General features: G+C 32.9%; 13 protein-coding genes. All 13 read right to left on the bottom strand.

Annotated elements, in window-relative coordinates; all coding sequences use genetic code 11:
* Positions 1-345 precede the first annotated feature (345 nt).
* The 13 genes from ATE90_RS03180 to ATE90_RS03120 all read right to left on the bottom strand — a co-directional run bounded on the left by ATE90_RS03180 (position 346) and on the right by ATE90_RS03120 (position 16844).
* Complete coding sequence (locus tag ATE90_RS03180) at positions 346-1338, bottom strand: beta-propeller fold lactonase family protein (RefSeq protein ID WP_036783844.1); 993 nt, start codon at positions 1336-1338, stop codon at positions 346-348.
* A gap of 56 nt (positions 1339-1394) precedes the next feature.
* Complete coding sequence (locus tag ATE90_RS03175; protein WP_101450789.1) at positions 1395-3074, bottom strand: GMC oxidoreductase; 1680 nt, start codon at positions 3072-3074, stop codon at positions 1395-1397.
* An 8-nt stretch (positions 3075-3082) separates the two neighbouring features.
* Positions 3083-3658, bottom strand: a complete 576-nt coding sequence (locus tag ATE90_RS03170) for a gluconate 2-dehydrogenase subunit 3 family protein (RefSeq protein ID WP_036783840.1) — start codon at positions 3656-3658, stop codon at positions 3083-3085.
* 198 nt (positions 3659-3856) lie between these two features.
* Positions 3857-5047, bottom strand: coding sequence for a glycosyltransferase family 2 protein (locus ATE90_RS03165; protein WP_101451504.1), 1191 nt, complete (start codon positions 5045-5047; stop codon positions 3857-3859).
* Between the two features lie 2 nt (positions 5048-5049).
* The gene (locus tag ATE90_RS03160; protein WP_036783836.1) at positions 5050-5667 is read right to left on the bottom strand and encodes an acyltransferase; all 618 of its coding nucleotides are present in this window, start codon (positions 5665-5667) and stop codon (positions 5050-5052) included.
* A 5-nt stretch (positions 5668-5672) separates the two neighbouring features.
* Positions 5673-6887 carry a glycosyltransferase gene (locus tag ATE90_RS03155; RefSeq protein WP_101450787.1) on the bottom strand — a complete coding sequence of 405 codons (1215 nt, stop codon included), beginning with the start codon at positions 6885-6887 and terminating at the stop codon, positions 5673-5675.
* The gene (locus tag ATE90_RS03150; RefSeq protein WP_036783832.1) at positions 6884-7795 is read right to left on the bottom strand and encodes a glycosyltransferase family 2 protein; all 912 of its coding nucleotides are present in this window, start codon (positions 7793-7795) and stop codon (positions 6884-6886) included. The genes ATE90_RS03155 and ATE90_RS03150 overlap by 4 nt, the downstream gene beginning before the upstream one ends.
* 3 nt (positions 7796-7798) lie before the next feature.
* Positions 7799-8962: a glycosyltransferase family 4 protein gene (locus tag ATE90_RS03145; protein ID WP_036783828.1), complete on the bottom strand. Its 1164-nt coding sequence runs from the start codon at positions 8960-8962 to the stop codon at positions 7799-7801.
* Positions 8959-10056 carry an acyltransferase family protein gene (locus tag ATE90_RS03140; protein WP_036783825.1) on the bottom strand — a complete coding sequence of 366 codons (1098 nt, stop codon included), beginning with the start codon at positions 10054-10056 and terminating at the stop codon, positions 8959-8961. Before ATE90_RS03140 ends, ATE90_RS03145 begins: the two co-directional genes overlap by 4 nt.
* A gap of 27 nt (positions 10057-10083) precedes the next feature.
* Entirely contained in the window at positions 10084-11286 is a 1203-nt protein-coding gene (locus ATE90_RS03135) for a glycosyltransferase (RefSeq protein WP_036783824.1), read from the bottom strand.
* A 315-nt stretch (positions 11287-11601) separates the two neighbouring features.
* Complete coding sequence (locus ATE90_RS03130) at positions 11602-13077, bottom strand: O-antigen ligase family protein (RefSeq protein ID WP_052107489.1); 1476 nt, start codon at positions 13075-13077, stop codon at positions 11602-11604.
* Between the two features lie 5 nt (positions 13078-13082).
* Positions 13083-14453, bottom strand: coding sequence for a lipopolysaccharide biosynthesis protein (locus ATE90_RS03125; protein WP_036783821.1), 1371 nt, complete (start codon positions 14451-14453; stop codon positions 13083-13085).
* Between the two features lie 12 nt (positions 14454-14465).
* Entirely contained in the window at positions 14466-16844 is a 2379-nt protein-coding gene (locus tag ATE90_RS03120) for an exopolysaccharide transport family protein (RefSeq protein ID WP_101450785.1), read from the bottom strand.
* Positions 16845-16848 lie beyond the last annotated feature (4 nt).

The following is a 16848-nucleotide window of genomic DNA, read 5'->3' as shown; positions in this document are numbered from 1 at the left end:
ATGCGGTTCTGATCAATTACTGCATTAATTAAAGCTACAAATATACCGTTAGACAAAAACTTATATCACTAAAATTAGATAATATCACTTTAACTATCGTTTAATGAGACAAAGGTGAGGATGAAAGAAGTTAAAACTATTTTGTAAAACTGAATTATTATCCGAAGAGTCTAATTATTATATTTTAAAACTGGTTAAAATTAAATTTATTGAAAAGCATTTTTCTATTTTAATTAAGTTAAAATTTCATAAAAGGCATATCTAATTAATCTAACTATTTTAATGAAATTTCATTAATTTTAACCCAAAATTAAAGTATAAAATTTAATTTGTAGTCTAAAAATTCTATTCTACAAATGCCAAACCATCTGGCACCCTTCCTGTTCCAATCGTACTAATTAAAGTAAACGTTTTCATGTCAATGACTTCAATTTTATCTGCATTTGAATTCGCGACAAAAGCATACAATCCATTCGGATGCATCAAAATTCCAACAGGACGCGGCGTATGGTAGAGTACTTTTTCAAAAAGATTTTTTTTGCCTGGAATACTTATTGTTTTAATTTGTTCTTTTAGATATCTATCATACACTGAAATAGTTCCATCCCTAGAATTAGGAACCATACAAATCTTACCATCAATAGAGAATTTAAGTCTTAAAGGCTCTTCTCCAGTAGCCAAAACATCTGTAATTTGGTAGGTCTCAGTATTAATAACAGAGATCGATTCTTTTTTATTATTCGTTACCCAAACTTCCTTTCCATCGGGTGTAATATCAATACCCTCCGTTCCTTTTCCACAAGGAATAATTTTAATTACCCTTTCTTCTAAAAGGTTAATAACGCTTACTGAACCAGAATTAATATTAGTCGCATACGCTATTGGTTTATGAGGGTCAAGAACCAGTAAATGACTCACCACTTGTTCTGTCGATATCCTTTTTTCAACAATACCAGTTTCTACATTCACCACTACTAAATCATTACCTCCATCAGTGACCACCCCAACATTATTAGAGTTCGGAAAAGCAACAATACCATGCGGTCTAATGCTCTCTTCAAGATCAATAATTTTCTCTATTTTATTAGTTTTTGTGTTGATTACCGATATACTTTTACCAACAATAGTCTGGTCTCCATAGTTTGTAATGACCACCCTTTCATGATTATCTAATGCGGTAGCCTCATGCGGTAGCACTTCGATTGGAAATTCTGCAAGCTTTTCACCTTTAAACAAATCAAAAACGGTAATACTGCTACTAAGCTTATTTACAATGTATAATTTTCCATTCGTTTGAATTGTGTAGGAAGGTCTTCTTATTACAAAAAGTGATATCATGAATATTACTAACAAAATGACACTAACAAACACAAGCTGTTTTATTCTCTTCATCATTAATTTGAAAAATATTGTTTTAGAGCAAACTGACATGCTCTTGCGGTTATTGCCATATAAGTTAGTGATGGGTTTTGACTTCCTGAAGAGGTCATACAACTCCCGTCTGTTATAAATACATTTTTAACATCATGCATTTGATTGTGTTTATTTAAAACTGATGTTTTCGGGTCTTTACCCATTCTTGCCGTTCCCATTTCATGAACTGCTGAACCGGGAGCAGGACTTGTTCTATAACTTCCAACATTTTTAAATCCAGCTTTTCTCAACATTTCTTCACTAGATTTAGTCATATGTTCCATCATCGCTAATTCATTAGGGCCATATTCAAAATCAACCTTAACAAGAGGTAAACCCCACTGGTCTTTATTTTCATTATCTAAAGAAATCTTGTTATCATAATTAGGTAATGTTTCTCCACGACCACCTAAAGAAATTTTCCATTCTCCAGGTGTTGCCAATTGTTCTTTTAAGCCCACCCCTATTCCTGAAGTTGCTTTTGATTGCCAATTCTCTCTGTGTCCTTTTCCTTGAATACCATATCCCCTTATAAAATCAACGTCTTTAGTTTCATTCTTTAAATTTTGAAATCTTGGAATATAAATTGTACCAGGAGATTTCCCCTCGTAATATTTATCTTTCAATCCTTCATAAGTTCCAAAAGCACCTTCATTCACTACATGATCCATTAAATTATGACCCAATTGTCCGCTAGTATTTCCCAATCCATTTGGAAAAGAAGGTGAAGTAGAATTTAATAAAATGGCCGTAGTAGCAATTGTTGAAGCATTTAGGAAAATTACTTTCGCATAATAACGAATCTCTTCTTTCGTAATAGCATCAATTATTACAACGCCTATTGCCTTTTTTTGCAGGTCATCATAAATAACTTCTTTTACAATAGAATCTGCTCTCATGGTTAAATTACCGGTTTCTTGAGCATCTAGTAAGGTGGATGAATTACTACTAAAATAACCTCCAAAAGGACATCCTCTACTGCATAAATTTCTATATTGACATGGTCCTCTGCCTTTTTTAGGTTGCGTTAAATTAGCAACTCTACCATTAATTACAACACGATCTGAGTACTCCCTAATTACCGTTTCTTTTAAATGTTGTTCAATCGCATTCATAGGTATTGGAGGCAAAAAAACACCATCCGGCAACTGAGAAAGGGATTCAGAACTTCCACTAATTCCGACATAATCCTCAACATAATCGTACCATTTAGCTAAATCATTATATCTAATTGGCCAATCAACCCCATGTCCATCGTTTTTATTTGCTTCAAAATCCATTTGAGAAAAGCGATAACTTTGTCGACCCCAAGTTAATGAACGGCCTCCTACCTGATAGCCTCTTATCCATTTATAAGGCTTAACTTGTACATAAGGATGTTCACTGTCCTTGACGAAAAAATGTTTGTTCCCAGCATCACAATGACTGCTTTGTATTGGTCTTTCCTCTAATTCTTTATTCGTTAAATGGGATCTATATTTAAAATCCCATGGATTTTTCCAAGCTGTGGGATAATCGACAATATGCGTTACATTTCGACCTCTTTCTAATACCAATGTTTTTAGGCCTCCTTGAGTCAGTTCTTTTGCGGCCCAACCACCACTTATACCCGAACCTACAACTATAGCATCAAAAGTATTTTCTTGTTTTTGATTTGTCATTGTTTAGTTTATTTTGTTGCCCAGGATTTCTGATTAGGACTTAACTCTGTAATAGCCTTATACCTGCCAGGAACGGGCAAGTATGTTAGGTGTTTTGTAGCTCCAATCGAAGAAGTGCAATAACCTTCTATAGTTAACGTTTTTATAATATTAAAAAAAGAACGACCAAGTAGCTTGTTACGAATTTTTGTAAATAGGCTGTTCGAGCTTGAGTTGTTGTCTAAGTTTTCTACTTGTTCTATTTTTTGATCTATCGTACAGTTTTCAAAATTACGCCCGTAGGCATCCAAACAATGCTCTTGCAAATCCTTCAATCCATTTAAAAAATTATGATATTCTTTTTTGGAGGAGCAATCTTCCATATAATAGATTATATAATCCTGCACACCTGCTGACTTTGCACCTGGAGAAGCGGCAGTAGTAGGTATAATGACATCAATCAATTCTGAAATCACATCGAAATAAACTTTTATTTCTTCTTTATTTTTATTTAAGTCTCCTAAAAAATATTTGTAACCTCCAAAGGAAGCCAACCCAACTCCTGTAAAACCTAAAATACCTCCGAGAGCTTTTCTTCTATTCATCTATGCAGTCTTTAGTGATAAATACCCTTTTTGTACTTGGACATTTAATGCTATCCTAAACAAGACCAAAGTTATGCCAAAAACACAATTGAAATAAAGTGTTAAATATCAATTAATTAAAATCAATATTAATTAATTGATATTCCGAATATCGGAATTGTTTTCCTAAAAACGGAACTGTAAGCTTTTAAAAAAATATTAAACTGCTCTTTTTGCACGTTCCCAATTAACAGATTGCGACTTTTTCATGTAACGGAAAAATCCTAAAACCACCGATAAATTCATGATAAAGAAGTAATACGGAACGAATAATACTTTTACTTTTATTGATTTGTTTTCAAGAAACCAGCCTGTTAATGCTGCAACATAAAAAAGCATTTGTAACCAAAACAATATAGAATAGAGGCCGAAATCTAGAAGCCCTTCATTATACGCTAATACAAATGAAACTGGAATTAAAAGTAAAAGACATAAGGGCGTTAAACTCCAACGTAACACACGGTGCGAAATGTATTGAAATGATAAGGTTCCGTATTTAAAAATATTGAGTAACGACCGTAATCTTACAATAGATTGAATACCACCTGCAGAAATTCTAATTTTTCGTTTTAATTCTTCTTTTACATTTGCCGATGCTGTTTCAATAGCATAGGCTTCTGGATCGTACTGAATGGTATACCCGTCTTGAGCGACTCTTAATGAGATAATAAAATCATCTAGTAAGGTGTCTTTTTCAACATGACGATAGAGCTCAGTTCTTATGGCAAATAGTTCTCCTGCAGCACCTACTACAGAGTAGAGTTCTGCATCCCATTTTTTCAAAGTAGATTCATATTTCCAGTAAATGCCTTCACCTGCTCCTGATGCTACGTCACTTTCTTTCTCAATAATTCTTTTTTCCCCAGAAACACACCCAACCGTAGGATTACTAAATAGGTTAACGATGCGTCGAATAGATTCTTTTCCTAAATTTGTATTGGCGTCACTAAATATGACAATTGGTGTTTTAACAAAATCCATTCCTCGATTCATAGCCCCAATTTTCCCATTTCTTTCGTCTAAATGATGCACGGTTGTGTTCGGAAAATCTTTTAACAAATCTGGCGTGCCATCATCTGACCCATCTGTAACCCAAACAATATTTAATTTGTCTTTAGGATAATCTAGCGATAAGGTGTTTTCCATTTTTGCATCTACATAATCTTTTTCATTATAAGCCGCAATAAATAAGGTGACTTCTGGTTCATAAGAATGATCGACTTCGACGGTCTTGCCAATTTTAAAAAATCTCCTAATTTTTATAATTACATATAATAAAATACCATAGCCCACATAGGTATAAACTATGATAAAGAGAAATGTCCAAAATAAAATTTTTAATGTATCCATAATTATGATCTTTTTTCCCAAGTTTTAGTTTCGGGGTTGAATTGTTTAATAACCTTTGCTGGATTTCCTACTGCCACTGAAAAGGGCGGAATGTCCTTTGTAACGACGCTTCCGGCTCCAATTTGACAGCGCTTACCTATTGTAACACCTGCCAAAATAACGGAATTGGCACCAATATGAGAATCTTCTTCTATGACTGTTGGTTTTACCTGTAAGGGTTGTTGACTAGAGTTTTTTGTTCCATCTGAAAACCCATGATTAAAACCAGAAACAAAGACATGTTGTCCAAGCCCTGAGCCACTGCCCATAGTCACCGGGCCAATAACCACAGAACCGATACCTACGCGAACACGATCCCCCATTAACACATCGCCAGAACCGTTATTTACAGTGCAGAAGTCTTCAATTGTTGTTAAGTCTCCAATCTCAAATCTATTCCAAGGAAAAACGTCAATTCTGCTTCTTCTACGAATTTTAGCACCTTTTCCCTTTTTGTGTTTTATAGGGTTTAAGAACCACCTAACCCAAAGCCTTGGGCGTGGATTTCGGTTTGGTGCAATACTCCAAAGCACAAATGCTTTTAGCTTTGGGTTTGACTTTATTTTTGATACAATACCCATAATAATTAAATTTTAATTCCCTTTTCTTCTGCTACTAGCAGCAAGTATTTATAAACCTCTTTTACGTTATTAACCCAACTATGACTAGTCCCGTAGGCTCTGCGCTTCATTTCTAGTTCTGTATTATTTTCTTTTAGCGCTTTTTCTGCTAAAATCACATAATCTTCTTTGGTGACACCCAAATACGTATAATCTTTAAAATAATCCATAGCTTTCGTTGCTGATGCTAAAGTGGGTTTACCCATGGCTAAATATTCATCAATTTTACGTGGATAGTTTCCAATTGTTGCATCATTAATCAATTGTGGGTTCATAGCAACATCAAAACCTTTAATGTAGTTTGGGAGTTCTGAAGAATCTCGACTTCCTAAAAAATGGACATTCGTTAGATTGTGTAAATTAGACGCCTTAAAGTTATCGTCTTCAGGTCCCACTAAAACAATTGACCATTCGGGTTTAGCAGCTGCCATATGCTCAATAATTTCAATACTTAATCTTCTACTAGACAAAAAGCCAACATAGCCAATAATAGGTTTTGGAATGTTTTCAAAATCTTTTGATGCCGTAATGTCTCGCTCTAGGTCATTGAATAAGCTGGTGTCGCAACCTTGACCAACCATATAGCTATGCTTATTGAATTTAGCTCCGTATTCAGCATATAGTGTTGAATTATTTACGACGAGGTCTGCATTTTTTATCAATTTAGGTTCTAGTCTTACACCATGTTTTTTCCAATATGGGTTTTTTGTTAGGTAGTCACGCATATAGTAAACATATAGCTTTGGCCGTAGGAGTTCTTTTAAATACTGTCCTAAAAACATTGAGCTATCATTAAAAATTATGTAATCTTTAAACTCGAGTCTGTCAATAGCACTTTTAATGTCCTTTGTGAATTTTTTAGCGTTCATTCTATTAACACTGTCAAAAATCCTTTTAGATTTTATCCAATTAATAGATTCAATAGTTCTTTTAGGGTATAGGGTCCATAGGTTTGTTTCAATAGTTTCTAGATCAGATACTTCACCAGATTTAATACGCAGTCTCTTTTTGACTTTTTCTGTGTGCCTTTCTTTAAATTTTGTAATTCTATCTAAAGGAGAATTGATATACAAAACCCTGTTGTGGTGACTCATTTCAACAGCGATATTCTTACAATTACTACCAATTTCTATATCCCATGCTTGGATACCAACTACGATGATGTCTTTACCTTTAATCATAACTGCTCATTTTTGTTAATGTCGAAATTGCTGATATTCCAAATAACACCTCTATACAAGGCAGATAAATGTTTTTTCTCAAATAAATATTTGATGGTGTTTTTTGGAAGTGAAATGACGAAGAAATAAATTATCGCTAGTAAAAACGTTATACCTTTGCTGTTTCTTCGTATAAATAAAACCCTATTTCTATTCATATAATAGGTTTTAAGTGGGCTATTTTTACCAGTAGAAATAGATTCTTTATGCAGAATATAAGAGTTGGGTTGGTAATAAATTTTATATCCTGCGCGTTTTACACGTTCTGCGAAATCAAGTTCTTCATAATAAAGGAAATACCCCTCGTAGAGTAATCCTAATTCTTCTAAAACACTTTTCCGTATCATCATACAAGCACCATGTGGATATGACGTTTCTGCTATTTTGTTATGTTGTCCATTATCTACTTCTTTATAGCCGTAATGGCTACCTCGTGATGTAATTGGGTTAATTGGTGATGCACCCGCATATTGTATAACATTGTCTTCATAGAAATAAAGAATTTTAGAACTTGCAATTCCTATGTCTTTATTAGACTCCATTAAATCTACTAAACCGTCTAAAAAGTCTGGAGGAACTTCAGTATCATTGTTTAATAGCAAGATATAATCGCCTTTTGCTTGTTTTAGAGCGATATTATTACCGCCAGCAAAACCCAAATTTTCATCACTTATAATGAGTTCAACTTCAGGGTATTTTTCTTTTATAATCGCTGGTGAGGTTGATGGCGAGGCGTTATCTACAATTAATGTTTCAAAATTAGGATACGTAACGCTTCGTAACGTTTCTAACATTTCGCAAGTCACATCGGGTTGATCGTAATTAACACTTACGATTGATACCATTGGTTGTTGAGATTTTGTATCCATAATCTATTTTTTTTTTGAATGTTCTGAATGAATTAACTCATATAGTCTCAGATAATCTTTGGCCATATTATGCCAAGAGAATTGTTTACTGCGATCTAAGCCTTTATTGCAAAGTGATGTTCTATAGTTGTCATTATTTAATATTTCTATAAGGCCTTGTGTAATTTCTTCAGGATTAAATGGGTTTACGATGTGTGCTGCATCACCAGAAACTTCTGGCATTGATGACGTGTTAGAGGTTATAACCGGCACGTTACAAGACATGGCTTCTAACATTGGAATACCAAAACTTTCCCTTAATGAAGGGTATAAAAAGACATCGCATTGCGAATAAATGGCAGGTAAGTCTGTATTTATAACATAGCCCGTTAATACGATGTGATTGATAAGGTCTACGTCATTAATCTCAATTAAAAGCTTATTAAGTTCGGTTTGATCATAATCGAGCATTACCAGTTTATGAGGAGATTTTGTTTGTTTCAAAAAATCTGAAAAGGCTTTCAATGTCCCTTTGGTGTTTTTTTTAGGGTCTGTATTTCCTAAGAAAAAGAAATAGTTGTCTGGTAAATTATATTTTTTCTTTACCCTTTTGAGCTCTTCTTTATCGCTTACAGGCTTAAAGTGTTCACTGACTCCATTATAAATAGCATCTAGCTTAGGATTACCTTTTATACCAAAGAACTCCCCAATTCTATTTTTTTCAAAGTGAGATACTGTGATAACTTTTTTACTCTTTTTAACAACACGCGGTACTACTAGTTTTCTGTATATATTTCCGAATTTCTGATAGGTGCTTGCGCTGCTTTTAAGTATTTTTAAATAGCCACTTTCCATATAAATAATATCATGGAGTATAGTAATTAAAGGAATATCTGTAAAAAATGGCGCTGTGTTACTGGTACAATGCAGTACATCACAACCGTATTTTTTTGCAGCTTTTGGCAAGGCTATTTGCTCCCAAGTAGGGTAGGGTCCACCACTTAATTCTATGATTTTAAAATTGGATGTTTCTTTAAGTACGGATGTATCTTCATCTGGTTTTACAAAGATGAAATATTCATTGTCTTGGTCTATGATTTGAAGATTTTTAATGAGCTCCAAAGCAACCATGTCCATACCATGTTTCTTTTTACGAAAAATACGTTGACCTTCTATTCCTATTTTCATAATGTATTGTATTTTAATGGAGACTTGATTTTTAACTGTCTGTCGGTAAGAATTTTTTTAATTTTATTATATATCACTACTTCGAGGACATATGAAAAAACAAGCATCAAAATGAGATAGATACTATATTCTATGATTTTGTTATTGATAAAACTTAGATACGTTGCTTCAATTACCAAATAATGATGCGAAATATAAATTGCATAAGAGAAAGGTGCTAAATACTTAAATACTCCAAATATGTTATTAAAACCAAACCAGTGTAGCTTATTCCAAATAATTCCGGCAAACATGGCTAAAATGGCAAAAACAAAATGCCTTAATTCAATAAAAGGAAAGGCCACTAAAGGATAGTTGTAAATTTTGGTGTATTCAAAATTTATATAAAAATTGACACCTAAAATTGCGAGTATTGAAATTAGAACGTAGCTATATACTTTAATCGATTTAAAAGTATAAAGTTCTACTTTGAGATACGTATCAGCAAACCGAACACCAATCCACCAAATAGCGAAATACATGAGAATTCGATTTAAGAAGAATGGGTAAATAAGGTAGGATAGGGCAGCTATAATTGTAATCATATTAACCCATGTATTAAGTTGAGCTGGCTTTATTTTTTTTGATAACACAAAAAACAGCATATAAAACCACCACTCATAAGATAGTGACCAAAGCACACCATTGCCCATATAAACTGAAGAAATTACATTTGGTTTGAGCGAAGCTATGTCTTGAAGCATAAACAAGTTGCCTAAAAGCGTTTTCCATTCTGGATCTGCCAAGCCTCCTTCATGATAACTTTTTATTAAAAAGGCTAAGAGTAATACAAAGATGAGTGGGATGTAAATTCTTGTGAACCGTTTGAAAAAGAAATTTCTAAAGGATTTATCTTGCGATTTTTCCCAAGAATATTTTATAACAAACCCACTTAGTATAAAAAACATAATAACGGCCTCTGAACCAAATCGAAAAAGAAACCCTACATTAATATCTAATATGTATATTTTTTGAGGGAGCATATGAAAAAGCACAACATATAGTGCGCAAAACCCTCTAATGGCTTCTAATTTCTCAAGCTTTTTACTTTTCATCAGTTCTGTTAAAGCGTTATTAATATTTTATTTAGTGCTTATTTCTTCTGCGTTAGACGTGTGCTGTGTATGAATAAATGTCTTATTAGCTCCTTTTATTTTTAGTAACGACAGTAACATCATAAGCATGCCTTTAGGTAAACTTATTAAGGCCTTTAATGTTCTTGAGTTATAATATGCACGCGGCACTGCAAAAACAAAGGATAAGATGCATGCTAAGCCTAAAATGATCCAGTAATTAGAATATGGAATTTGGTTATCTAAAAGGTAGTTTGCTAAAACAAAACCAATACTAAAAAGGACTACAGCACCTAATAATAATATTCTTGGTGGTTGTATAAATTGAATGGCTTTATCAAAATAATCTACATTACCTTTAGTTATTAAATCTTTAAGTGCATTAAGAAAATCTTTTCTAAAATAATGAAACTGAGCAGATAGCCAACGGCGACGTTGATTTCCGAAGACTTCTGATTTTTGTATTTTTTCATCAAAAACTACGGCATCACTTAAGTACACAATTTTACGACCTTCTTTAAGCATTTTAAGTTCAATTTCTTTGTCAAAACCACCAACAGCTGTTACAGTTGACATCAATGCTTTAAAATAGTTATATCTAAATGCCATTCCCGATCCAATAATAGCAGAGGATAGGCCGAGAACTCGGTGACCTTTTCTAAAGATATTGTTATTTATTTCTTCACTTATAGCATCGAGTGTAGCCCAAGAATTATTTGTATTTTTTGCCGTTCTGTGCCCTTGTACAGCAATAAAATCGTGCTCAAATGCCGCGTTGATTTTTCTTAAGAAATCAGGTGCCATTACATTGTCAGCATCTAAAACTACAGCAATATCGTAGGCTCTATCTAATGAAGCCATAGCTTTATTTAAAGCCTTTGATTTTGTGCTTTTTTCAAAGCTAACTTCAATTAATTTTACGGGTAAGGATTTTAGAGTCTCTAAAGTTTTATCTTTAAATGAATCGGCTATAATGATCACATCATAAAGACTTTTATCGTATTCCTGTTCTAAAGCTAGTTTAGCAACTTCAACGATAACTTGGTCTTCTTTATAACCAGGAATGAGAACAGCTATTGTTTTCATATTTCCGTTATCTGAATACGTTTTTTGTTTATAAAATAGGCTGGCTATTGAAAATATAAAAATATATAGTGTGGCTAAGCCTAAAAGAATAAGTAAAATGGTTTGAATAATATTAAGAAGTAACATAATGAGTATTTTTAGTTAATTAATCTAAAAGCGTTTGGGTTATCTATTTCAGATACCTAGTGTCATTAGAATTTCCTATTTTTCTCTCTTACTTTTAGTGAATATTTGCCAGGAAATGGTATATAATGAAAGCGTTCAAGTTCATATAAATACGATTTAGAATCTTTTAAATCGATATCACAAGACATACAATTTAACCTGTGTAATACAAGATAATCTGTGTTTATTATTGTTAGGTAAGTCATGGTGATAGATTTTAGGGGTTATAGATTCTGTTATTGCATTTTAATATCTGTTTTAAGTCTTAAATGATTTTTATACAGTAATTAATTCTTGTTCTTTATTTGGTACTTCAAATATTTCTGGATTTGACATGAGTGCCATAGAAGCGTAAATTAATAAAGCTGTTGGCAAACCGCCTAATACAGCATTTCCGTAAGATGCCACCATAACTCCGGCCATGCCGCAAATTAAAGCACTCATCTTTATCTTTGTTATTGGATCTCGAATTCTGAACATGACTTTAAAAGAAGCCATGCCTATAACATAAAATAAAATAATGAGATGTAATGTTAGGCCAATGATGCCCATCTCAGCCCAAATCATGACGTACCAGCTGTCTGTGGCAACATGAGAAAGAAATGCATTTGGTAAAAAACGCTGTGCTTTATCCCCTGCATGACCAATACCGCCTCCAAAGGGTCTAGAGGCGAGATACCCTTTGAGAATTGCTTGATTCGCTTTTCTAACTAGCAAGGATGGATTATTGGGATCAAACCCAGTTCTCATTCTTCTTATTTGGGCGTTACTATTTGCGATCATCGTAAATTTAAAAAACACAAATATGAGCGCAACAGATAAAAGACCGATGCTAAGTATTTTAATATTTTTCTTTAAAACCAAAAGAGTCATAAAGCCAGCAAAAGGTACTGCGATTGAGCCTCTTGTACCTGATATTAACATGCCATATAATCCTAATATGCCTACTGTAATAAAGAATATTTTAGGAAGCCCCTTTTTAGCACTGGAATAAATAAGAAAGACAACTCCAGCATAGCCTTGATTTCCACCAAATTGCCCCGCATCGCTGAAAAAAGAAAATATTCTGAGTTTACCAAATAATACATGAGTTTCAGCAGCTCCATTATCCAACCAAGCTTGCTCTGCAAAATCACATCCAAAAATCATTTGTCCCATGCCTTTAAATGTTGCAAGTATGGAAAACACACCCCAAATGTATAGAAATGTATCTAATCTTTTATTTGTGTTTATAAGCATAAAGGTAAGAATCACAAAGAACAAGAAATAAAATCCTACCCCTCTACCAGCGATCCACGGTTCTATCATTCTAGCTTCAGGGTTTACAAGTTCAAATATGAAATATCCTAACCAAATAGTAGCCAAAATTGTAATATGCTTATTTGCTGGGGACCAATCAACACGATCTCTAAATCTAGAAAAAATAAGCGCTATGAAAGTTAATATCATAAGTCCATCGATACCAAAACCAAGAGGTATACCTTTTATATAGCGTCCAATACCAAGTACAAGAAAGTTATAACCAATCGCCGTGAAAAATCCAATAATTGGGTTTTTAAATAATAGATATATATAAATAGCACCAAAGAAGATTGCGAACACTAAACCTGCCCCAGCTACTTCCATTTTAGCAAGTATTAATGCTATTAGAGCTATTCCTGCAAATAATAGTAAAATAACCTTTGGTTTGGCTAAACTAGCCGAACCTGAGATCTTATCAAAAGGGTTTATATGTTTACTATTTGTATTCAATGTGTTTATTTATAAGATTTCGAAAAACGATTATGGGTGACTTTATTAAAAATGGTCTTATAGAAATTAATTCCACTCGAAAAAATTTCTTTATAGGACAACGTCAATTCTTTATTTAAAAAGTACATGCCCATCCAAATACCAATTAAAGTGAATAGTATAGAGGCAACGGCAACTAGAATTAATGATTTAAAAATGAAAATGGCTATAAAATCTCCTATAACATTAGCGACGACCATGATAAATACTTTTATGGCATTAATGTTTGGTTTATTGATACTATCTAGACCAATGCCTGTCATTCTATCAATTGGTAATAACAATCCGTAAATAGAAAATACACGAACAATATCGACAACATTAAACCCTGTAATTGGATCAACTTGTAAATATTGTTCTCCGGAAAGAATTAACACCAAAAACTCAGCAAAGACAAAAGTGAATAAACTCATAAACACAAATAAATAGGTAAGCGCACCTGAGTAGGTGTAAAATAAATCTCTCACTTCTTCAACTTTCCCTTGAACACTGGCTTTAGACATTTTAGGGAATGCGGTTGCCACAAAACTTCTCAAAGGAATTTGTTGTAATTCAGTAAGCTTAAGAGGAATACTATAAAGCGCCACAGCGGCACTTCCCATTGGGCTTAAACTAATAATTACAGTATCGGCACTTCTTAATAAGTTTGTGCCTATTAAGGTAAACGTGGTGTATTTCCCGAAATTTAGTAGTGTTTTATTGGTTTCTACACTTGCTTTTGTGATGTATTTAGTGCCATCCCAACCTAAAATTATCGTTACCAAAGATGTGATAGCATTAACAATAAGTAGCCCAATAACTAATTGGGTTAATGTCATTTCAAGAAAAAAGAAATGAACTAAAATTATCAGAAAAAAGAGCCCGCTTTTTATGGATTTAATAGCTAAAATTTTTCCATATTTTCTATCTGCTTGTAATACGACTAAAGCATTGTTCCAAGGCAGATTTAAAAAGGCTAATAATGGATACCATTTAAAAAATAGGTTATAACCAGAGTTACTAATGGTATTGTTAAAAAAATTATAACAAAACACTAAGATGATGGCGATGAGAACAGTGGACCCTAAACCAATTAAAGCATTTGATCCTATTAGTTTTGTTCTAGAGGCTTCATCAGCTCCTGATAAAAAACGAATTAAACCTGTATTGGTAATACCAAATCGAAACATTTCTACAAAAGAGCCACCTGTGATAAATAAAACCCATTCACCAAAGACATCTAACGATAGACTTCGTGCGAGTAAAGCAAAGCCAGCAATACCTAAAACAGCAATAACAAGATTTCCTGTTAATGACAGAAAGTTATCTTCTCTAGCTATTTTTTTAAGCATTTTCATATGTAGGCTATTTTAGATTTGATTTTTTGATAAAAATTGAAATTTGAATATTGATTTGAGTTTTTTTCTAAACTTGGTGCGCTTTTTTGGTAAATCTCCCAAAACGGATTCAATCTCATTTAATTTAACACCGTTTACAATAATATTAAGTTTGGGGCCACAAGCTTCTCTTAAATTACTAATAGCAGATTCATCTGCATCTGACCATATTCTATTAGAACGGCACACAAGAATGTCTAAATCAGCATTAGAAATTAATTCTGCAGGATAATTATAATAGATTATCGCTGGTAATTCTATGATAACAAAGTCTGGTGTGTAATCGAGTACAATATTATTTGGCTCTAAAAGATCCATGTAACTTTTTGCGTTGAAAAACGCGCTATTCATAGCATAAGAATAGTGTTCTGAAAAATCAAGATAAGTAGATGCATCTGCCAAGAATAAATTATCTAGATCTATACGAGGATCTGGATAACCTAAAATTTTATTTATGATAGGAGATTTTCGTTGCTGCTTTAGAGGCTCTTTTTGTTCGTCATAATTGAGTAGTAATACTTTTTTACCCTCTTGCTTTAATGTTTTTGCAATATTGCCAGCTAAAACTGTTTTACCCTCTAATTTTTGTGTACTAAAGACGATAATAGTTTTTGGTTTTTGTTTTGAATTCTGCACACCAAAATATTGTAATATATTCTGTGTGATAATTTCAATGACGCGTTTTTGTATAATAGGTAAATTGATACTTCCAGGATCTAATATAATTTTAGGTATCATTCCTAAGGAGGTAAGTCCTGTTTCTTTACTGGCTTTAATAGAATTTTTAAGGGTATCATCAAAATACTCCATGACAAAAATTATCCCTAGTGTTAAAATACCTCCTATAAAAGCCGCCGCAATAATAAGGATCGGTCTTTTTGTTGGATTTGGAGATAAGGGATAATATGGCTCATCAACAGTTTTTAAACTCGAAGATAGCTCACTGTCTTGTAATTTTAGCTTCGCCAAATTCAATCCATGAAGAATTTCTAAGTAACCCTGTTCTGCAACAGCAATCTCACGTTCAAGTCTTTTCATATTGGCGCCTGCAGGGGCATAGTTTGCATATACTTCTTGAAAGTCATCCTTCTGTGCATCGATGACTTTAATTTTCGCTTTAAGATTTTCAGTTTCAACAACATTGCTCATCCAATCTGGAAGCACTTGAGATATTTGTAACCCGTCAATTGAATTTTGATATGAGTATAATTCATCAATACCTTTTTTTATAGCGTTAGTTAATAATTCACCTTGGTTTTTTAAACGAACCATTTTTATAAGGTCTGCGTCATTATTACTAGATTCAATTTCGGCTTGTGTTAAGGCAATCTCATAATTTAGATCTCCGAGTTCTTTCTGTTTGTCTAGAATACTATTACTCTTTATCTGAATAACTTCTTGCATTTGTAATTTATCTTCTAAACGTTTTGTTCCTGCTTCAAGTCCAGCTAATTCTGCTGTTTTCATCTTGTAATCAACTTCCAATTCTTCTTTTACAACAGCAACAGCTTTACTTTGCTCATAATAGTTTATAATGTTAGAACTTTTATTAAACTCAAGAAGTTTGCTTTCTGCCTCTTTTAAGCTGATTTTTGCTTTATTTAGTTCCGTTTCAAAATATTTAACTACAGAGCCTGATCTGTTTTCCTTTATATGTTTATAATTAACGGTACAAACGCTATTATAAATAGCAAGGGTCTGCTGACAAATACCAGGGTCATTAACGGTATAACTTAATTTTAGTAAGTCACTATTGTTAATTCTTTGAACCTCTATTTTAGATATTGCGTTAAGAGAATAATGATTATCATCTTCATAATTTAACAGTTCATATATAAAGTTATCACTGCCACTTCTCATTAATGTCAATAAATTTTGAACAGTTTTTTCGTAATTGTGCCTGTCTATTTCTTCTGGAAACGGATCACTAACAGCTAATATTTCGTCTGTCATAACATTGCCATTGGTTCCATTTTCAATATAATTGTATATTTCTTCAGGAACTTTACTCTTTAGCTTCTCATATAATTCCTTTGAAATATATTTGGGATTTGCTTCTGGCAACATAAGATGAATCGCTAATAATCTGACAGCAACCTCTTCTTGAGTCTCCCTTGATTTAATAATATTAATTAAATTATCAAAAGCCGAATTAGTTGCTTGATAATTATACTTTTTATCCATTTGAATAGATGAACCTGTAGCCAAGCCTGTATATAAAATGGTTTGAGAAGAAAATTCATAAGATGGGTTCATTGTAAGCAAAATAACCATCAAACCAAGAAACAATGGAACTACAATTAATAGAACCAAATGCTTTAAAATTAACCTTACAAATTCAATTATAGTCATCTCT

It is taken from the genome of Polaribacter sp. Hel1_33_96 (assembly GCF_002846595.1).
Lineage (GTDB): Bacteria > Bacteroidota > Bacteroidia > Flavobacteriales > Flavobacteriaceae > Polaribacter.
The sequence above is the reverse complement of the archived record's forward strand: the minus strand, read 5'-3'. Positions and strand labels throughout refer to the sequence as shown.